Annotated in this window: 19 protein-coding genes and 1 tRNA gene; 11 read left to right on the top strand and 9 right to left on the bottom strand. The window is 38.8% G+C overall.

What is annotated here, in order from left to right:
• Positions 1-148: 148 nt before the first annotated feature.
• Together gabT and B554_RS0113600 are read left to right on the top strand one after the other, a co-directional pair.
• Positions 149-1,441 (top strand): 4-aminobutyrate--2-oxoglutarate transaminase, encoded by a 1,293-nt coding sequence (gene gabT, locus B554_RS0113605; protein WP_019458487.1) that lies wholly within the window; start codon positions 149-151, stop codon positions 1,439-1,441.
• The gene (locus B554_RS0113600) at positions 1,438-2,886 is read left to right on the top strand and encodes an NAD-dependent succinate-semialdehyde dehydrogenase (RefSeq protein ID WP_019458486.1); all 1,449 of its coding nucleotides are present in this window, start codon (positions 1,438-1,440) and stop codon (positions 2,884-2,886) included. The genes gabT and B554_RS0113600 overlap by 4 nt, the downstream gene beginning before the upstream one ends.
• A gap of 104 nt (positions 2,887-2,990) precedes the next feature.
• On the opposite strand, the gene B554_RS0113595 is transcribed toward B554_RS0113600, so the two are convergent.
• Positions 2,991-3,965, bottom strand: a complete 975-nt coding sequence (locus tag B554_RS0113595) for a LysR substrate-binding domain-containing protein (RefSeq protein WP_019458485.1) — start codon at positions 3,963-3,965, stop codon at positions 2,991-2,993.
• A gap of 20 nt (positions 3,966-3,985) precedes the next feature.
• A complete protein-coding gene (ycaC, locus tag B554_RS0113590; protein WP_004705039.1) occupies positions 3,986-4,612 on the bottom strand; it encodes an isochorismate family cysteine hydrolase YcaC in 627 nt (208 codons plus the stop codon).
• A 276-nt stretch (positions 4,613-4,888) separates the two neighbouring features.
• Here ycaC and B554_RS0113585 point away from each other — a divergent pair, with 276 nt between their 5' ends.
• The 4 genes from B554_RS0113585 (at position 4,889) to B554_RS0113570 (ending at position 8,765) form a co-directional block, all read left to right on the top strand.
• Positions 4,889-5,761, top strand: a complete 873-nt coding sequence (locus B554_RS0113585) for a pirin family protein (protein ID WP_019458484.1) — start codon at positions 4,889-4,891, stop codon at positions 5,759-5,761.
• A gap of 439 nt (positions 5,762-6,200) precedes the next feature.
• Entirely contained in the window at positions 6,201-7,499 is a 1,299-nt protein-coding gene (locus tag B554_RS0113580; protein WP_031944959.1) for an FAD-dependent oxidoreductase, read from the top strand.
• A 4-nt stretch (positions 7,500-7,503) separates the two neighbouring features.
• Complete coding sequence (locus tag B554_RS0113575) at positions 7,504-8,331, top strand: SAM-dependent methyltransferase (RefSeq protein ID WP_019458482.1); 828 nt, start codon at positions 7,504-7,506, stop codon at positions 8,329-8,331.
• Positions 8,332-8,339: 8 nt separating this feature from the next.
• Positions 8,340-8,765: a GFA family protein gene (locus B554_RS0113570; RefSeq protein ID WP_019458481.1), complete on the top strand. Its 426-nt coding sequence runs from the start codon at positions 8,340-8,342 to the stop codon at positions 8,763-8,765.
• Between the two features lie 334 nt (positions 8,766-9,099).
• On the opposite strand, the gene B554_RS0113565 is transcribed toward B554_RS0113570, so the two are convergent.
• From B554_RS0113565 to sxtP, 3 genes are all read right to left on the bottom strand, one after another.
• Positions 9,100-9,175 (bottom strand) — tRNA-Thr (locus tag B554_RS0113565).
• Between the two features lie 111 nt (positions 9,176-9,286).
• The gene (locus B554_RS0113560; protein WP_019458480.1) at positions 9,287-9,613 is read right to left on the bottom strand and encodes a gamma-glutamylcyclotransferase family protein; all 327 of its coding nucleotides are present in this window, start codon (positions 9,611-9,613) and stop codon (positions 9,287-9,289) included.
• A gap of 23 nt (positions 9,614-9,636) precedes the next feature.
• Positions 9,637-10,881, bottom strand: coding sequence for a multidrug efflux MFS transporter SxtP (gene sxtP, locus B554_RS0113555; protein WP_025465221.1), 1,245 nt, complete (start codon positions 10,879-10,881; stop codon positions 9,637-9,639).
• A gap of 138 nt (positions 10,882-11,019) precedes the next feature.
• Between sxtP and sxtR the strand changes: the two genes are divergently transcribed.
• Entirely contained in the window at positions 11,020-11,940 is a 921-nt protein-coding gene (gene sxtR, locus B554_RS0113550; RefSeq protein WP_019458478.1) for a multidrug efflux pump transcriptional activator SxtR, read from the top strand.
• Here the strand turns inward: sxtR and B554_RS0113545 are convergent.
• Entirely contained in the window at positions 11,937-12,824 is an 888-nt protein-coding gene (locus tag B554_RS0113545) for a DMT family transporter (RefSeq protein WP_019458477.1), read from the bottom strand. The genes sxtR and B554_RS0113545 overlap by 4 nt on opposite strands.
• Positions 12,825-13,054: 230 nt before the next feature.
• Here B554_RS0113545 and B554_RS0113540 point away from each other — a divergent pair, with 230 nt between their 5' ends.
• The 3 genes from B554_RS0113540 to B554_RS0113530 all read left to right on the top strand — a co-directional run bounded on the left by B554_RS0113540 (position 13,055) and on the right by B554_RS0113530 (position 14,513).
• Positions 13,055-13,798 (top strand): hypothetical protein, encoded by a 744-nt coding sequence (locus B554_RS0113540; protein ID WP_019458476.1) that lies wholly within the window; start codon positions 13,055-13,057, stop codon positions 13,796-13,798.
• Positions 13,799-13,842: 44 nt separating this feature from the next.
• Positions 13,843-14,040: a hypothetical protein gene (locus tag B554_RS0113535; protein WP_019458475.1), complete on the top strand. Its 198-nt coding sequence runs from the start codon at positions 13,843-13,845 to the stop codon at positions 14,038-14,040.
• Between the two features lie 77 nt (positions 14,041-14,117).
• On the top strand, positions 14,118-14,513 hold the full coding sequence (locus tag B554_RS0113530; RefSeq protein ID WP_019458474.1) for a hypothetical protein: 396 nt from the start codon (positions 14,118-14,120) through the stop codon (positions 14,511-14,513).
• A 47-nt stretch (positions 14,514-14,560) separates the two neighbouring features.
• On the opposite strand, the gene B554_RS0113525 is transcribed toward B554_RS0113530, so the two are convergent.
• Both B554_RS0113525 and B554_RS0113520 read right to left on the bottom strand, forming a co-directional pair.
• Positions 14,561-15,562, bottom strand: a complete 1,002-nt coding sequence (locus B554_RS0113525; protein WP_019458473.1) for an aldo/keto reductase — start codon at positions 15,560-15,562, stop codon at positions 14,561-14,563.
• A 112-nt stretch (positions 15,563-15,674) separates the two neighbouring features.
• The gene (locus B554_RS0113520; protein WP_000447715.1) at positions 15,675-16,577 is read right to left on the bottom strand and encodes a helix-turn-helix domain-containing protein; all 903 of its coding nucleotides are present in this window, start codon (positions 16,575-16,577) and stop codon (positions 15,675-15,677) included.
• Positions 16,578-17,346: 769 nt separating this feature from the next.
• On the opposite strand from B554_RS0113520, the gene B554_RS0113510 reads away from it, so the two are divergent.
• Positions 17,347-17,898, top strand: coding sequence for a TetR/AcrR family transcriptional regulator (locus B554_RS0113510; protein WP_019458471.1), 552 nt, complete (start codon positions 17,347-17,349; stop codon positions 17,896-17,898).
• A gap of 80 nt (positions 17,899-17,978) precedes the next feature.
• Here the strand turns inward: B554_RS0113510 and B554_RS0113505 are convergent, their stop codons facing one another.
• A complete protein-coding gene (locus tag B554_RS0113505; protein ID WP_019458470.1) occupies positions 17,979-20,309 on the bottom strand; it encodes a tetratricopeptide repeat protein in 2,331 nt (776 codons plus the stop codon).
• Positions 20,310-20,352: the final 43 nt, after the last annotated feature.

Raw genomic sequence — 20,352 nt, 5'->3', positions numbered from 1 at the left:
CTCCTACAGTTAAAAAGTGGCTCTCGTCAGTTGGCGTCAGACGAGCGAAATTACATGCATAGGCAGTCGTTGTAAAGCACCCTGAAAATTAAGCACAGGATGCAAGAAACCAAAGCTGCAACTGATGATGAAAATATGAGGGAATCAAATGGATAATCAACATTCTGCACTTAACGCACGTAAACAGCAAGCAACTCCACGTGGTGTAGGCGTGATGTGTCAGTGGTATGCGGAAAAAGCTGAAAATGCCACGCTTTGGGACAAGGAAGGCAACCAATTTATCGACTTTGCAGGTGGTATCGCAGTTTTAAACACAGGCCATCGCCACCCTAAAGTGATTGCAGCAGTAACTGAACAACTTACTAAATTTACGCACACTGCCTATCAAGTAACACCTTATGAAAGCTATGTGGCTTTGGCTGAACGTATTAATGAGCGTGCGCCAATTGCTGGTCCTGCGAAGTCAGCGTTTTTCACAACAGGTGCAGAAGCAGTTGAAAATGCGGTGAAGATTGCTCGTTCTTATACCGGTCGTCACGGCATTATTACTTTTGGTAACGGTTTCCACGGTCGTTCATTTATGACTATGGCAATGACAGGTAAAACTGCGCCTTACAAACGTGACTTTGGTGTAATGCCAGCGGGTGTGTTCCACGCACGTTACCCTGTACCTGCTAAAGGGATTTCAGTAGATGCAGCGATCGAAAGCGTTGAAGATATTTTCAGTGAAGATATTGCACCACATGATGTTGCGGCAATCGTACTTGAGCCAGTGCAAGGTGAAGGCGGTTTCAATGTGGTACCAGCTGAGTTCTTAAAACGTTTACGCGCAATTTGCGATAAGCACGGCATTTTACTTGTGGCTGACGAAGTGCAATCTGGTTTTGCGCGTACTGGTAAATTGTTTGCAATGAACTATTACGAGACTAAAGCAGACCTTATCACGATGGCGAAAAGCTTAGGTGGTGGTTTCCCTATTTCGGGTGTTGTAGGCCGTGCAGAAGTGATGGATGCACCAAACCCAGGTGGTCTAGGCGGTACTTACGCAGGTAGCCCGATTGCGGTTGCAGCTGCGCACGCGGTAATTGATGCGATTGAAGAAGAAAACTTATGCGACCGTGCAAATGAATTAGGTGCAGAGTTAGTAACTACCCTTAAAGATATTCAACAAGCAACAGGCGATGTCGTAACTGATATTCGTGCTTTAGGTTCAATGGTTGCAGTAGAACTTGAAACGGCTGAACAAGCAAAAGTTGTACAAAACTATGCAATGGAAAACGGGTTGTTACTTCTTACTTGTGGTAAATACGGTAATGTAATTCGTTTCTTATATCCATTAACCATTCCTGCTGAGCAATTCCGTCAAGGTCTTGATATTTTGAAACAAGGTTTTGCGACACTCAAAGCAGGTAGTGCAAAAGCAATGGAGCAATCTGCATGATTCAAAATAATTTGCAGTATTTATTAAAACATCCTGATATTGCATTAGAAGCACCTGCATCAAATGACTATATCGAGGTGAATGATGCTGCTACGGGTGAAACTTTGGCATGGGTGAAAACCTATGACCGCGCAGGGGTTGAAGCCGCAATTAATCGTTCAGCAAAAGCGCAGGCTGCTTGGAAAAAGCAAACTGCCTTGGCGCGTGCTGATGTGCTATTGGCATGGTACAACCTCATGCTTGAGCACAAAGAAAATCTGGCTCAAATCTTAACAGCTGAGCAAGGTAAGCCATTGGCAGAAGCACGTAGTGAAATTGGTTATGCAGCATCGTTCATACGCTGGTTTGCTGAGCAAGCGCGACGTATTGATGGTGAAGTATTAACACCTACGTTGCCAAATCAACGTCTGCTCGTGATTAAACAAGCAATTGGTGTTACTGCTGCCATTACGCCGTGGAACTTCCCAGCTGCCATGATTACGCGTAAAGCAGGTCCAGCGATTGCTGCGGGTTGTTCAATGTTGGTTAAACCGGCAGAGCAAACGCCGTTAACTGCTTATGCACTTGAAGTATTGGCGTTACAGGCAGGCTTACCAGCTGATGTTTTAATTAACATTAGTGGTGATGCGGTTGAAGTAGGCAAAACACTATGCGAAAGCGATATTGTTCGTAAGTTAAGCTTCACAGGTTCAACCCAAGTTGGCCGTATCTTGATGCAACAATGTGCGCCAACTATTAAAAAGCTTTCACTTGAACTCGGTGGTAATGCACCAGTTGTGGTATTTGACGATGCCAATCTTGAACAAGCTGTTCAGGGCATCATGGCAAGCAAATATCGTAACAGCGGTCAGACCTGTGTTTGCGCTAACCGTATTTATGTTCAAGACGGTATTTACGATGCGCTGGCAGACCGTTTGGTTGAAGCTGTGTCTAAGCTGAAAGTTGGTGATGGTCGTCAAGAAGGTTCAACTCAAGGGCCTTTAATTGATGAAGATGCGATTGCAAAAGTTCAGTCTCATATTGCAGATGCAACTAAGAAAGGCGCGACAGTTCGTATTGGTGGTCAGCGTTCGGCACTTGGTGGCACATTCTTTGAACCAACAGTTTTAACTGGTGTAACGCAAGACATGAAAGTGTCTAAAGAAGAAACCTTTGGTCCGCTTGCACCGCTATTCCGCTTTAAAACTGAAGATGAAGCAGTGGCAATGGCGAACGATACCGAGTTTGGTTTAGCTGCTTATTTATTTACTCAAAGCACAGCTCGTCAATGGCGAGTGGGTGAAGCACTTGAGTATGGAATGGTCGGCATTAACACGGGTGCAATTTCAAATGAAGTTGCTCCGTTTGGTGGCGTAAAACAATCAGGTCTAGGTCGTGAAGGTTCAAAATTCGGCATCGAAGAATATGTCGAAATGAAATACCTCTGCGTAGACTTATCTGAGTAAGGAACAAAGCGGGTTCGTTTTGTTCTGAACGAAAACATGCAGTTATGCTGTATGTGATGTTTCACAAAAAACCGGTCATGCCCATTCATGACCGGTTTTTTTATTTAAGTCGGCAAATACCCTTCATGGCTTTCGGGTAAACGCCTGAGTTCTTCAATCAATGTTTCAATGAGTTTTTCGACCACCAGACGTTGGCCTTTTCTAGACACATAAACCAGTTGTAGCATGCCAATATTCGACTTCCAGTCAGGAAGAATATGCACAAGTGTGCCTTTACGAATTTCAGATTCGACAGTTAAAAAGGGAAGATCGGCAATGCCTAAACCATCCATCACGGCATAGTAAACACCTGCCAAGTCATTACTTTTGATTCGTGGTTGATAAGGCACATCAACTGATTCACCATTTCGAATATTGCATAAATGCCAAATATAATTTTGCTTTTGCGTGCCTAAGCTAATACTTGGAAAGTCTTGTAATTCAGAATAATGCTCAATGGTACGGCCTTGTAATAATTCAGGCGAAGCCACTAGACAGTGGTCGGTTTTAATTACATCCCGAACAATTAAATTTGAATCTTCATTGGGTTCGAAATTAGTTCGAATCGCGAGGTCGATGTCATCGTGCAAAATATCTACTCGACGGCTGGTCAGCTCAAGAGCAATCTCAACTTTTGGATAGGTTTTTAAAAACTGATTTAAAATTTTTCTAATTTGAAAATGCATCATTAATGGTGGGCAGCTGACTTTTACTACTCCTTGAGGCTCACTTTTTTGCTTTAACAAAACGTTTTCTGCGCATTCAACTTGGGCAATAACTTTGCAGCATTCTTCGTAGAACTCTTGGCCTAAATCGGTCACTTTAAAATGGCGAGTTGTTCTTTGAATGAGGCTAACGTTAAATTTATTTTCAAGGTCAATAATGCGTCGGCTGAGTTTGGACTTACTAATATTTTCAGCTTCACTGGCCGCACTAAAGCCGCCGTGTTTTACGACTAAATAGAAATAATAAAAATCATCAAAAGAGCTTATCAATGTCCGATCAATCCATTTAAATTTAAGATTAGAGCGCTTAAGCACTCTAATCTTGGCAATTCAGCTTATTTTTGCGATGTATTAAAGCTATAGCTAGTCATCAGGTTGCGGTAATCAGGAATATGATTTGAGAATAGTGCACCTAAGCCTTCTACGTCATTACGCCAGTCACGGTGTAACTCACATGCCATGCCGAACCAAGTCATCAGCTGAGCACCTGCTTTTGACATACGGTCCCAAGCAGCATCACGTGTTAATTCATTGAAAGTACCAGAAGCATCGGTAATCACAAACACTTCAAAGCCTTCAGCGAGTGCAGATAAAGCTGGGAATGCCACACAAACTTCAGTGACCACACCTGCAATAATTAGTTGTTTTTTGCCTGTCGCTTTAACTGCTTTTACGAAGTCTTCATTGTCCCAAGCGTTGATTTGACCAGGGCGTGGAATAAATGGTGCATCTGGGAAAAGTTCTTTTAATTCTGGAACTAAAGGACCGTTTGGACCATTTTCAAAACTGGTCGTTAAAATAGTCGGTAAGTTAAAATATTTTGCTGCATCTGCAAGCGCTAATACGTTATTTTTAAATTTATCTGGTTCGATATCTCGAACTAAAGAAAGTAAACCAGCTTGGTGGTCAACTAAAAGAACCGCAGCATTATCCTTGTCTAAACGGACGTAATCTTGAGCCATTTTTATATCCTCATGTTATCAAAATGAATAATTAAAAATTATTAAGTAGGTCGTTAGTGCCTAAAATTATGGTAGTTGAGTTTGTTGTCGTGATTAAGTCTAAAAAATAGGATTAAGAATTTTAAAAATAGGACGATCTTTTGAAGCGTACCTCAAACTTTAAGATTGTCTCATATATGAAATAATGTGTTGCTAAACCTGATCTATAAACTGCAATTATTGAGGCGTAAAATCAATCCCAGTTCAAGAAAATCCTACATATATAGGAGAGATCAGATGAAGAAATTTCTTGGTGCATATCAAAATAACCACATGCATTGGGTTGGTGATGGTTTCCCTGTATATAACCTGTTCTCTTATGACCGTTTAGGCCAAACCCTAAGCCCATTTTTGTTACTGGATTATGCAGCGCCTTATAATTTCTCACCAACCACCGAACAACAAGGTGTCGGGTCGCATCCTCACCGTGGCTTTGAAACCGTGACGATTGCCTACCAAGGTGAAGTAACACACAAAGACTCAAGCGGCGGCGGCGGAACCATTAAAACGGGTGACGTACAATGGATGACTGCAGGTGCAGGCGTGTTACATGAAGAGTTCCATTCTCCTGAATTTGCAAAGCATGGCGGTCTGTTTGAAATGGTGCAATTGTGGGTAAATTTACCTGCTCATTCAAAAATGACCCCTGGAAAATACCAAGCAATTGAAGCGAAAGAAATTCCAGACATCGCGCTAGATGATCACGGTAGTCATTTACGTGTGATTGCAGGTGAATATGCAGATGCAAAAGGTGCCGCAACGACCTTTAGCCCATTAAACGTATGGGATGGTAAGTTAGTCAAAGGCCAAAAACACACCCTTTATGTGCCTGAAGGACATACTACACTTGTTGTTGTTTTAGATGGTGCTGTGGTCATTAATGATACCAACCGTCTTGAAGGTAAAACCGTTGCGATTTTATCTCGTGAAGGTGTTGAGTTTAGTTTAAATGCCGAAGAAGACACTAAATTCCTAGTGTTGACTGGCCAACCACTGAATGAACCAATCGAAGGTTATGGCCCATTTGTCATGAATACCAAAGCCGAGATTATGGAAGCGATTAATGATTTTAATCGTGGAAAATTTGGTTCTCTCATGCAAGAAGCATAAATTGTTTATTTGAGCTTAATTAGCTATTTAAGCAAAGTAATAAAAAGCCCGCTATCAAGTGTGAATAGCGGGCTTTTTCGCTGTAAAGTTTCTATTTTTATGATAGATATCATTATTGTTTGGGCATTGTTTTATGTGACTTAGTTCTCATTGTTGTGATGGCATGATATCGTAAAATGAGTGTTTTGTAAAATATTTGATATAAATTTAGTTAAATTATCTCATTTTATTTAAAAGAATTTTTTTTAAATTTTTAAAAAATATAAAGTTTTATCGACTTATTTTCTTTTGTAAAGTTTTATAAATAAATTTGCATTCATCAGAGAAAATTTTTCTGTATAAATTCATGTAAAAAATAAAAATCTGGTAGTTTTTAATACGGTGTTTTTTTTAGGTATGAGTGATAATCAAAAAAATTCTCGAAAAATGGGACATCATTTTGGATATCGCAATTATTGGTAGTGGAATGGCAGGACTTGCAGCAGCAAGAATTCTGAAAGATGCAGGACATACAATCACGATATTTGAAGCACTTCCTGGCCGGGGAATGGATAGCCATAGCATTGAGTTCGATGGTGGGATTATTGATGCGCCATTGCGTGTTATGAACCCGCATCTATGGAAAAATACACTCAGCCTTGCTGCACACTTAGGTATTAAAACTTTCCCAGTTCGTACCTATATGTCTTGTAGCTGGTTATTTGAAGATCGTACTGAAACATGGTTAACCACATCTCGTAGCCGTATTGGTAATTTCCCGATTATCAATAACCGTAAAGGCATCCAGCAGTATGGCTGGCGTCTTGTGAAAGGGATGTTGCAATTAAAAACTGCGATCCACCAGTTTTTCAAATCTAAAAATCAAGATATTACTCTCGCTGAATTTATTAATCAGAACGACATAGAAGAAGTATTCTGGCACGGTGTAGTGATGCCAGTGCTCTATACCATTTGTACATGTAACCCAAAAACAATTGGTGACTGGCCTGCAAAAAACCTTCTTGAGTTTTTGCGTCACTTAACTGATGGCGACATGCTATTGCGTATGAAAGGCGGTACACCTGCATTTGTAGACAGCTTAATTAAAGGCATAGATATCCATAGCGGTTCGGCAATTAAGAAAGTTGAGCAACAAGGCGAAAAAGTACTGGTTGAAAATGCGCAAGGCGATAAGGGCACATATGACCGCGTTATTGTGGCGACACCAACATCTAAGATTGAAGAGTTCTTAAACCCTGAACAGTTTGCAGAAGATATGAATCTGCTTAAACAGTTCCGTTTTGAACAAGGTGACCTGGTTATTCATACCGATGCGACAGTCATGCCACCACGCCGTAAAGACTGGTCAGTGCTCAGTTATATGATGGATCGTAAGTTTACTCGTCAGCAGTTTACGGTTTGGATGAATGCGGTTGAGCCATCACTTGTAGGTAAAAATCCTGTATTCCAAACTTGGCGTCCAGTGACTGATATTGACCCTAAAAAAATCATTTCAAAAGTGACCTTAACGCGTGCAGTTGTAGACTCGCAAACCATTGCTCTAAACAAAGAGTTACAGCAACGTCATTTAGAACCAAATCGTAAAGTATTTTACTGCGGTTCATGGTCATGTGATGGCTTGCCAATTTTAGAGTCAGCCGTGACTTCAGCAATGCATATTGCTGAAATTTTAGGTGCACCTTTACCATTTGTAGGTTTAAAACCTCAGGTTGAAGTTGCTCCAGAACTCGGCTACTAAAATTGTGAAAACAAAAGTTCGAGCAGCTCTTTCTCGACTCATTCCCCATAAATATGCCATTGATGCATCAAGCTTGGGAGATGATGGAGAGCTTGCTTGGACAAATTTGGGTTTTTGGAAAAATACCCAAAACTATCCTGAAGCTTGTCGCCAATTGGCCGACCATTTGGCACAAGCTGTCAATTTAAATTCAAAAGATTATTTACTCGATTTAGGCTGCGGACAGGGTGCAAGTTTATTGCACTGGTTACAACACTATCAGCCCAAAAGTATGAGTGCCGTTGAGCTACAAGCTCCATGTGTGAATAAAATTCAAAAACTTATTCCTGAAATAAGTCAGATTTTTTGCGGTTCATTTTTAAATTTAAAACAATTTAAATTCAAACAAGCTTTCGATGTGGTGATGTGCATTGATGCGGCTTACCACAGTTCTTTAAATTCATTTCTAGATTCGGTCACTCCCGTTTTAAATTCAAAAGGTCGCTTAGGTTTTCACTACTTAATGCGAGCTGAATCATGTCAAAACATGACAATGCTGCAAGAACAAAAGTATCGTTATTTACTTAAAGCAGCCGACGTGACTTGGGATGCTGTACCAACTGAACAAATTCTAAGAACGAGCTTGGAACAGCACGGTTTTACAGATATTCAAATTGAAGATTTATCTGAACAAGTATTATTAGGTTTTTCAGAGTATATTCAAAAACAACAAGGACAATCTCATAGCCGAGGGTTGGCGAATTTTAAAATTCAAATGACTGCAAAGTTATGCCAACAACTCTGCGAAAGTGGGTATGTCCGTTATATTCAAATAACAGCAATAAAAAAATAGGATGAGCCATGTCAGCCAAATATCAAGGATCGTGTTTATGTGGAGCTGTGAGCTACCAAAGTGAAGCAGCGCCACGTTATAGCTTTAATTGCCATTGTCGAGATTGCCAAAAAGCCACAGGTTCAGCATATGCACCAATTGCTTTTTTTCACCAATCTGAATTGAAAGTGAATGGTGAACTTAAATATTTTGAGACCGTAGGTTCTTCTGGCCGTTCCATTAAAAGAGCATTTTGCCCGACTTGTGGTTCTCAGCTTTTTGGCTTACCTGAAATTGCCCCAGAAATGATTTCAATACGTGCAGGTACGCTTGATGACCCGAGTCTCTATCAGCCTAGAGCAGAGGTGTTTGTGAGCCAAGCCTACGCTTGGGATACGTTGAACCCAAACCTTAGACACTTTGAAAAAATGATAGAGAAGAAGAAAGAAGGGTAGAGGTAGTCTGACAAGCCCGTACGCTTTTTCCTACGTCCATTCAGGAAATTGACGTCTTTCTATGACTTCATGAATTACCTATGATGAACTCATCAGGAACAGGAAGTTCCAAAACGTAAAACAACAATAATAAGTTTAAGCATCAGGACGTGAGGTATTACAGGATGTATACCTAGTAACGAAATACGAAAAAAGCCCAACAGGATGTTGGGCTTTTTTTCATTTCTTATTAAAGAATTTATTTCACACTGAGGATAATAGATTCACAAGCCAGAATATAAAACCTACAGATAACAAAAAACCCCATAAATCAAATATTCATGAGGTTTAATGATGGTGCCGGCACACGGATTCGAACTGTGGACCTACTGATTACAAGTCAGTTGCTCTACCAACTGAGCTATGCCGGCGATGTGGAGTGAATTTTACAGTTTCTTAAAAAAATTACAAGCCAAAAAATGAGCATTTGAATTTTTTCTATCAATTTTTAAGCGCTTATGCGTTTGAACTTTAAAAATGGCCTAAAGCTTCAACATATAAATAAAAGAATCAACATGTTCACCACTATTTAAAGTGACTTGAACAGGTACTCTTTCGTACTCTTCACCTTCAAAGTCATCCAGTAATTTCCAGTTTGCATCTAGATGTTCCGAGCTAAAAACAAAACCTTGCACTTGGTTAGCACTATCATCGAGTACAATTCCCGGATAGCCTAAATCTGCTCCCCAACCTTCATGACGTAGGGTTCCGTTTACCCAGCCTTCCGACCATTGTCCGCCAATATTTTCAAGTATATGGGCATTAGGGCGGCCGGGACCTAAAGTGCCATAAACAAATAAACTCGACATGTGATTTTCCTTTAAATTACTCATTAATGTGCTTTTGCGTGTGCGGTATAAACCACTAAAAATATTCCCAATACTGACAATACAACCGCCAAAGTGACAATCGCACTCCAGCCACCGTGTAACCAGAACCAACCACCTGCCGAACCGACAATACTTGAACCCATATAGTAAAAAAGTAAATACAGAGAACTCGCATGGGCTTTGGCTTGTTTGCTTTCAGCACCCACAGAACTACTGGTGAGTGAGTGGGTAATAAAGAAACCCGTGGTAATAAAGGCAATCCCAATAATAATGCCAAAAAGCGAGCTGAGCAGGGTCATGAGGCTACCCACAATCATGAGCGCAAAGCCACTCATCATCATGGTTTTTTTACCAAAGCGATCGGCTAAGCTACCTGCCAACGATGAAGACACCATACCAAAGCTATACGACAAGAAAATAAGGCTAATTTGTGTTTGGCTCAGTGAATAAGGCGCGCCGCTTAAACGGAAAGTCGCGTAGTTAAATAAGGTCACAAACACACTGGTGAGCAAGAAGCCAATCGCAAAAAGGCGTAATAATTTAGTATTACTTAAGTGCGTACGCCACATTTGCATGTGAAAGCCTAAATTTAGCCCTTTTTTTTGCACAAAATTACGTGAAGCAGGGAGTAAGCTTAAAAAGGCAATTGAGCAAATAAAACAGATTGCGCCCAGCAAACCTAAAGCGGTGCGCCATGAAAAATATTCAATCAAAATGCCCATGCCGACACGGCCCATCATGCCGCCAAAGGCTGTCCCTGCAATATACAACCCCATGGTTTTACCCAAGTGTTCAGGTGCAATTTCTTCGGCAATCCAAGCCATTGTCACTGCGGGTACACCACCGAGCAGCAAACCTTCTAACGCTCGTGCCATCAGCAAACTGTGCCAGTTCGGGGTAAACATTGAGACAATATTAAGAACTGCTGCACACAGCATCGATGTAAAGATTACCCCGCGACGGCCAATCGCTTGTGAAAACGCGCTTGATAGCACAATCGAAATCGCTAAAAAGGCAGTCGTTAATGACAGTGCCAAAGAGCTACTCGCAGGACTAATCTGGAAACTTTGGCTAAATGCAGGCAACAGCGGCTGTACACAATAAATCAGTGAGAAACTGGCAAAACCTACGAGGAATAAGGCGAACCCTGCATGCTTATAGGCTTTAGTACCTTTATGAATCCACTCACGTGAAAGCAGCGAAGTCGCTTCTGTGTTTAAAGTGCTGGGTGTAGATGAAGAGCTCATATCATGACCATGACAGAAAGAAAGAGCAGTGCTTTGGGCATGCTGCATCGATAAAATTCGATGAATTAAAATTAGCAATTTAGAGGGTATTTTTCTAATATATTTAATAATAGGTCATGATATGTTTTATATATAGCGATGGAACTCAGACATATACGCTACTTTTTAGCAGTAGCAGAAGAAAAAAACTTTACCAGAGCTGCGCAGCGTTTAAACATGAGCCAGCCGCCTTTAAGCATGCAAATACGCGACTTAGAAGAAGAATTAGGTGCAGATTTATTTATTCGTTCACCACATGGAGTGGAGCTGACCGAAGCTGGGCTTGCCTTTTTAAATGCGATACAGCCTGTACAGCAGCGTGTAGAAGATGCAGCAAACCTTGTTAAACAAGTGGCAAATGGCGAAGTAGGTCAACTACGATTAGGGTTTACAGGCACTTCAATGCTGAACCCTCTCATTCCTAAATGTGTTCGCTATTTTCAGCAGCAATATCCGAAAGTAGATTTAAAGCTTGAAGAAGCCAATACCTTGTTGCTCATCGACCTATTGCTTGAAGACCGTTTAGATGTGGCAATTATTCGCTCACCACGCAACATTCCAGATAGTCTCATTCTTCAAGAATTATTAGCAGAACCACTCATTGCGGCTTTGCCTTCCGAGTCTTTGAGTTTAGATGATTCAACGCAAGAAATTGATTTAACTACACTGCGAGAGCTTGATTTTATTGTCTCGCCACCATCCATTAGCGCAGGGCTTTTTGATGCAATTAAACAAGCCTGTCATGAGCGTGGTTTTGAACCGAAAATCGGACAAAACGCCCCGCAAATTGTGTCGATTTTATCGTTGGTGTCTGCAAACCTAGGTGTGTCTTTGGTGCCGGAGTCGACTAAACAATTGCAAATACAAGGTGTTGCGTATCGTTCTTTAAAAGCGCCTGTACCTACGGTGGGTTTAGGACTTGCCTATAAAAAACATGCCCCTTCACAGATGGCGATTAACTTTGCCAGTGTGGTACAAGTGGCTTGTCACCACGCCAACGAAATAAATGAAATTGGCTAATTTGATTTCGGCGCTCTGTTCATTAAAAAGATGCCTGAAATAATAAAGATTGCACCATATAAAAACGACAAAGTCGGCTGCTCATGAATGAAAACCCAAGCCATAAGCGCTGCAAAAATAGGTTCGGAAAGCTCGGTGACTTGTACCTTTGCTGCACTCATATAAGACAGTGCTTTAGTGGTACAGAAAAAGCCGAGTATGGTCGGTAGAACAGCTAAACCAATCAAACCTAAAAGAATGTCAGTATTAAAATGAATACTATGCAAGTTTATTAAAAACGGAACGGCAAGATAAACGCTGCCAAAGAGCAATAAGTACTTGGTAAGAAACAGCCCGCCGTTTAATTTGAACCTTTTAACTAAAACCGAAAATAGGCCATAACCCGTGCCTGCAATAGAAGCATTGATCAGCATTAATAAACTATTTTCACCTTTCCAAGAAATAATACTAATACCAGCAACTGCTAATAATGTTCCAACAAGAGAATGAATATAGATGCTTTCTTTTAAAATGAATCGACCAAAAAAAAGGGCAGAAATAGCAGCCGAAGCCATGAGTACCACCACGACATTGGCGGCAGCACCATGGTTATAGGCAATGGTTTCAAAAAAGAATAAAGAGAAAATCCCTAAAAAGGCACAGATGGCAATTTGAGTAAAAACGCTGAGCTTGCTTGGCGTGCTACTAATGTAGGCAATCTTTTGGCTCACAGGCACTTTAAATAAAAACACGCTTAAAAAGAAAAACGCGATAATGGTTTTTAAAAAGGCAATATCTTGTGGGTTTAAACCGCTATGCATGAGTAATTTACTAATGACACCAATAGATGCATTTAAAGCTGCTGCACAAAGTGCAAATAGAGTTCCAATAACAAGATTATTCACTCTTATAATTCTTCCTAAGTTTTACGCATGAAGTCTACAATATTTTTTGGATGAATATTCAACAAAAATAACCAATTATCGCTTGGTATTTTCAACGATTTATATTGAATTGATTTAATAAATTTTTATTTAAGACTAAAAGCATTGTAAGGGACTTTTGTTTCAAATAATTGTGATTTATAAAACTTACTCATATTATATAATTAGTTAATTATTAAAGAATTTTAAAAATGATTAAATCTATTATTTCAGGTTGTGCGGTTCTTACACTTTCGGCTTTGGCGGTCACACATGCAGAGCTTTCTTTTGAACAAGAATTACAACAAGGCTGTAATAAAGTGAAGCAATACGCGAGCTTAGGTAAGAAAAACTACGACCAAAAACAGTATAAAAAAGCGCTCGAAAACTTCCAAAGCCAAGCCTCTTGGACTGCATTTTGTAAAGCCAATGAAGATGAAACCACAGTTAAATTTACCGACCGTGATATTGAAGTTGCCAACAATAATGTGGGCTTAGCCTACGCCAAATTGGGTCAGCCACTGTGGGCGAGAGCATGGTTTATGCTCGATGAAAAATCAAAGTCGAGCCTGTTTAATCTTCAGCAGTTACCAGCCCCTAAAGCGTCAAATGATCTGTCTGGTGAGTATGTGCGTTACTCAGGTTTTGGTGAGTGGGATCACATCACGGTAAGCCGTGAGAAGGGTCAATATGCAATCAGCTATGCTGGTTTATATATGGGTCTTAGAAGCTTAATTTATGGCCCAAACATGGGGCAGTTCGATACCAAAATGCCGACCAATGCCAAGCAAACTATTTATAAAGACGAAGACTGCCGCATTCAGCTCGATTTTAAAACGAGTGCGAAATTAGGCAATTACATTCAAGTTAAACAAAACGAGGGTAACTCGGGCTGTGGCTTTGGACATAACGTTTATGCAGACGGCACTTATTTAAAAGTTGAGTCTGGAAAATAATAAATTCCTTAGTTTTATTTTTTAAGATTTAAAAGGAAACTTGAATGTTAAGTTCGGCAAATATTGGCCATGGAATTATGATGGGCATTGTAATGCTCGTCAGTCTCTTAGTAATTATAATTGCAGTAATTGTTGGGCTATACGGTAAAAAGCGTAAAAATAAGTCTGAGACAGAAAATATAACCTTTATCATTCTATTATGTATTGGTATAGCTGGTTTGCTCTATTCATATATGGGATAGCTGCATGTACAAACTGGAATAAATTCAAAAATATGAGTAGCGAAAAATCATAAGATTAATTTTTTAGGAACTAAATAATGAAAAATATATTTGTACGTTTACTACTTCTTTCGACGGTTATTTTGTCTGCTCAGGTTTATGCAGATGTAGCAAATACAACATGTAAAGAAGTGAAATTTCAAAAAGCCGATGAAGCGTGGAGTGGGCACTATTATTTACATGGCGTGATGGAAGTCGGTTCGGAACTTTTACTTCAGCCAGACGGCAAGTTTAAATGGATGCTTGCTGTGGGGGCATTAGACCAATATGCCGAAGGCTCATGGTGGAAAAACGGTGACTGTATTGGTTTAAAGCCAGAAGCTAAATTTAAAAAGGGTTTAAGTATTTTCCCTGAAAGCCTAACGATTTCAGATAAATCTTTAGACGCGATCTGGGACGGTGGACGCCAACAAGGCACATATAGCAAAGACTAAATAAAAAAAGTCCGACACTGAGTCGGACTTTTTTTATGGCTTATATATTAGTGGTTGACCGCAGCAAGTTGCTGAGCGTTATAGCGTGCGCCCATGTTTGGGTATCTCGCGATAATCGCTTGAATTTCTGCCAAATCTGCCGCTGTTAAATGAAGGTCTACAGCACCCGCATTTTCTACAAGGCGCTCGATTTTACGCGTACCCGGAATTGGAATAATGTCGTCACCTTGCGCCAAAATCCAAGCCAAAGCCAATTGAGCCGCAGTCGCATTTTTGCTTTGGGCAAACTCGCTAAATGCTTGCGCCAAGCTTTGGTTATTTTTCCAGTTATCACCTTGATAACGTGGCAACTGACGACGGAAATCGTTTTCGTCTAGGCTGCCCACATCAAGTGTATTGGTAATTAAACCACGTGATAGCGGTGAATACGGCACAAGGCTAATCCCTAACTCGCGAATGGTCTGTAAATGAGTTTGCTCAAACTCACGAGTAAGTAGCGAGTATTCATGTTGAGCCGCTGCAATCGGGTGAATTGCATGCGCTTTACGAATGGTTTCCGCCGACGCTTCACTGAGTCCTAGGTAACGAACTTTACCTTGTTTCACTAAGTCCGCCATTGCACCAATGGTGTCTTCAACTGGAATGTTTGGGTCAATGCGGTGTGCATAATACAAATCGATCACGTCTGTATTTAAGCGTTTTAAACTGTTTTCGACCGCAACTTTAATCCACTCTGGAGAACCGTCGATATAAGACTCTAAAGAGTTTTGTGGGTTAAGGTTGTCTTCTTTATAACGGAAGCCAAATTTGGTCGCCAAGAACACTTTGTCGCGGTTTTTTTCTAAAACTTTTGAGAGCAAAACTTCGTTTGCGCCGTTGCCGTACATGTCGGCGGTATCCCAAAAGTTAATGCCGAGGTCTAATGCTTTTTCTAGAGTGGCAATGCTTTGTGTGTCGTCTGAGGCACCATAGGCAAAGCTCATTCCCATGCAACCTAAACCAAGTGCTGATACTTTTTCGCCTGTTTGTCCTAAAGTTCTATATTTCATTTTTCACACTCTTTTTTGCAAAATCACTTGAGTAGAAAAACTATAAAATGCTTTGGCTCAAACTGACGTATAACATTCAAACCAATAATTATAAAATTCAAACAATCTGTTTTTAGGCTACACAGTCTTCGCGGAACTTTTTAGGCGAAAAGCCGGTATTTTTCTTAAAAAAGTTGGTGAAATACGCTGAATATTCAAATCCTAAGCTATAGGCAATTTCGGAAATATTCCAACTGGTATGTTGTAGTAGCGCTTTGGCTTCTTGCGTAATGCGCGAACTAATATGCTCAGAGGTGGTTTTACCTGTAGCTTCTTTTACAGCGCGGTTTAAATGGTTTACATGCACCGACAGACCATAGGCATAGTCGTTTGCAGTTTTGAGTTTAAGCTGAAAATGGGGCGAGTCGATGGGGAACTGGCGCTCTAATAACTCAAAGAATAAATGGCAAATCCGAACCGCAGCATTACTATGTTTTTCAAACTGTTGGGTCGGTTGCATTTTCATGGCTTCATGCACAATCAGGTGCAAATAATTTCTTAAAACGTTGTATTTATGAATATAGTCTGAATTTATTTCATTCATCATCTTTTTGAAAATAAACGAAATTTCTTCAACTTGTTGGTCGTTTAAAAAATATAGCGGGTCGCCGTCGACTTTAAACAGCGGTGAGTCTTTTAAAAAACTTTGTCTAGATTCTTGGTTTACAAACTCTTCGGTAAATAGACAAAACCAGCCTGCCTGTTCGGGCGAATTAATTTCCCATGCATAGGGCACCATTGGGTTTGAAAACAGTAAAGCAGGGCGGTCGACTCGTATCCAGCGGTTGGCGTAATGAAGTTCACCTGTGCCTAAAACCAGTGAAATTTTATAATAATCGCGGCGGCTATAAGGCGTGAGAAACGAGCAGGCATCGCGTTGGAACACGTTAAAATGTCCAAACGAGGTTGATGGAACCGAGTAATCGCTATCTCTGGTTAAAGAAAAGCGGCGATAAAAATCATGTATGGTTTCCATGTCTTTGCCTGCATGCGTTATCAATTTATTTAAAGTTATAAAATTCAAACTTTATTTACTGTAGCTTTTATTTGTAGCGCGATCAATCGGGTCATTTAAACAGTTTTGAAAATGAACGGTAAATTAATAATGAAATAAGCAGATAAACTAAACTTTAAGAAAATATATTCTTAAATCACTAGGCCAATGAAAAATAAAAATAATCTTTATAAATGAATAGCCAATATCACATTGACACTTAAAAACACGCGGATTATCCTTTGCCTGCTGGCCACATTGCCAGTCGGTTTTAGCAGACCGATGCATATAGCACATCAGATTTATTCCTTCTGAGGGAAAGATCTGTGTGTTAAAACCACCGTTCCCCTGACGTTATGGCAGGGCGGAAGGGGGACACCTTCGGGTGTGCTGGTTCTATATGCCCAGTCTGCTAACCCCTTTTCGTTCTGCCACCATCTTTTAGCAGAGATTGGCAGAAATTTTATGCATATAGGAGTTCGCTCATGCGTACTATTTCATCTCTCTCATTGGCAACCTTTGCCAAAATCTTTGACTCTATACCCAACTGGTCTTTAAAACGGTTTAACCGACTCTAGGTTTTAAGCCATAGGTCATTACGACTAAAAAATCATAGCAACAATAAAACCCGAGATAGGCGAGCACACCATTTATGTGCGGCTTTCGCATGCCTGTATTTAGCGCTCAATTTAAGAGTGACGGCATTTCTATCTCGTTTATTTACAACAAAAAATTATTTTAAGCGGTATACATGAAAAATTTAGACGCTTCACGTAAAGCATTACACGTGATTGATACGGCAACAGATTTATTTAAACAATATGGCTTTAATAAGGTCGGGGTAGACCAAATTATTGCCGAATCTCAAATAAATAAAGGCACCTTTTACAACTACTTTCACTCCAAAGAAAGATTTATTGAAAAGTGTTTGCTCACGCAAAAAGAGCAGTTACAAGACAAAGTGAGTGTGGTGAGTGAGTTTTACCAAAATGCAGATTTGTCCGATCAACTCAGGCAAATTTACCTTTTACATGCTGACTTAAAAAGCGCGTATTACCTGTTGTTTAAGGCGATTTTTGAAATTAAAAAACTTTATCCAAATGCCTACCAAACCGCACTCAGATATAGGCGGTGGCTTAAAAATGAAATTTTCTGCTTGCTCATGGAAACCAAAAAAACAGTTTCCTATGCAGAAGCGGAAATATTTGTATTTATGATGGATGGCACAATTCTGGGGCTGTTAAGTTCAGATGAAGAAAGGGAACGAGATGCTTTGCTTGAGTATTTTTTAAAAAGGGTTTGATAGGGGAAAGGCCTAGCTTTAGGCCTTTTTTTAAGCAAATAATAAGAAAATTTTTAATTTTAAAAAATTTCTGTATAAATTTATTTTTGAAGCCTTAACCAATTACTTAACTCGTCTGCTCGACGCTTTTCAGATGATATAGATGAGCTTTGTTTAATTCGTTTTAAGAAATACTCAGATTTTTTCATATAAGGTCCTAAAGAAGCATGTTTATATTTTTCTGGAATGCTTACAAACAGATTTCGCATTTCCTCTAGTAAATCAAGACATAGCTCAATGTTATTACTTCGCCAAGCTTTTTCAGAAGTTCTATATAAATATTGAACTTTTTGAATAAAGTATTGTTTTTTTGCATAATCATCAAGATTTTCAAAATCAATGAATGTAAATAATCTATTTGCTTCATCAAAATCTTTTTGATACAGATTGGCACGTATTAAGGTAAGAATTATATCAGGAGAAGACTTATCTAGTTCATAAGCTTTTTCTAGAATTTCTAAAGCCTGTTCTGAATTATCTTCATCCAATAAAAATCTGCCATACCAAAAGTAAATCATAGCTGTTTTTGGCGCTAGTTGAATAGCTAACTCATAGCAGTTTATAGCTTCTTGAATATTTTCCTGTTGCTGGTAAAAATACGCATATATTCTATGTATTTCAAAATAGTCAGGTGAGAGAGTTTTTAACTCATCTAAAATTTGTTGAGCTCTTTCAAATTTATTATTTCTGATAAGTTTTACTACGACATTTAACTGTTCAGCAACAACGACATCTTTCTTGTCTCTTATTTTTATTGAGTTTCCTCGATAAACATTAAGCGCCTTTTGATTATAATCATCTGAATCTGATTGTAATTTACTTATACTTTTACGAATATCCTCTCTTAATCTTTTAGATGGTGGATATTTTATAGCTAAGAATTTTTTAGCTAAATCGGATAGTTCATAACTAGATTTAGATGTCCCCATTACAGGTTTTACTTTCTGCTCAAGCATATTAGTTGTTAATAGTTGATTTATACATCCTTGAAGTTTCAATGCATCATAATTACTAAACAATTGTAATTCTGGTAACTCTCTTGCTCCTTGGGCACATAACATAATTTGAGTTAATTTTTTTGTATCATCACTCAGATATTCATAAACATTAGACATACAGAATTCTAGAAATGATTTAGAATTTTGTAGTATTTCTTCAGGCATTTTTCCTGACTGAACACAACTAACAAACCATTTAATATAACTTGGATTAAGGTTCATCCTTTGTACATAATTTTCTAAAGTTGCCTCAGGTAAAGTCTTTAGAACATCAATACCGCGAATTATTGCTAAGCTCCGTAGAAATCTCGTAGCATTTTTTTTATCAATACCGTTTAGCTTTATAGGATGTTCGTATGCTCCAAGACCTATACGAGATGTGAAAATAACTTTACTTCCAAATCCAACAGACTGTACTAAACCCCTTATATTATCATCTAAAATAGTTTCTAAGTTATCAATAAAAAGGGCAATTTTAAAGTTTTCTAAATAATCTTGTATTTCATCTAGTGATTCCTGAAGATTATTGGTTTCTATTCCACTTAATTCTTTAGTAATTTTTTTTAAAATCCCTAAAGAAGAATTTATAGCACCTTTAATTTCTTTTATCTCAATAAGTGAAATTTTCGTAGTTTTTGAAGAAACCCATATTACTGTATCAAAAGGGCTATTAGGATCGTCCAGAAGATCATAAGCTAATTTTAATGCTAAGGCAGTTTTACCAATTCCACCTTCTCCAATTACCGAAATGACTGAAACATTTGGACGATAGCAAAGTTTTCTTAGAGCCTCTTCATCTTTTTCACGGCCAATTAGGCCCGTTTCATCGTAATCTGGAAAAGGTAAATAATGATTTACATGATTATTTTTTTCATCTGGAATTTTATATTTACTAAATACATAGCTTTCATCTTGGTCAATTTGCTTTTTTAGTTGTTTTAGCCCAGACCAAATATTTAATTTATCATCTTCAATTAGCTTTATACAAAGGTCAAAAATATAGTGATAATCACTAAAGCTAATAGGTCGTGAATGCATGACCGCATTTCGTATAGGTATTACTTTTTCTAGGTAAGAGTAGTTTTCATTTATTATATTAATAATATTTTGATTAATACGCGATTTATTTTTCTGTATAATTTGTAGTAAATCACCATAGTCAAAATAATCTACAATATCTCTAAACATTAGATCTCCTACGGAGAAACCTATATCCGTTTTTAATCTTTGAATAGCTCTATCTTTAGCTTCAATTGGCAAGTTTAAGTTATCAATTATCTCTTCGGAAATGTGATCTAGTATATTGTTTTTTAGTGATATTTCCAGTTGAGATATATACGCGTAAGCAGTTATTCTATATAAAGAGTTTTGCATTTATAAACACATTTAAGAAGTCGGTAAATTAATTCATTATAAT

The organism is Acinetobacter sp. GG2, from assembly GCF_000292385.1.
GTDB lineage: Bacteria > Pseudomonadota > Gammaproteobacteria > Pseudomonadales > Moraxellaceae > Acinetobacter > Acinetobacter seifertii.
Note: the sequence above shows the minus strand (reverse complement) of the source record. Positions and strands in the feature narration are given on the sequence as shown.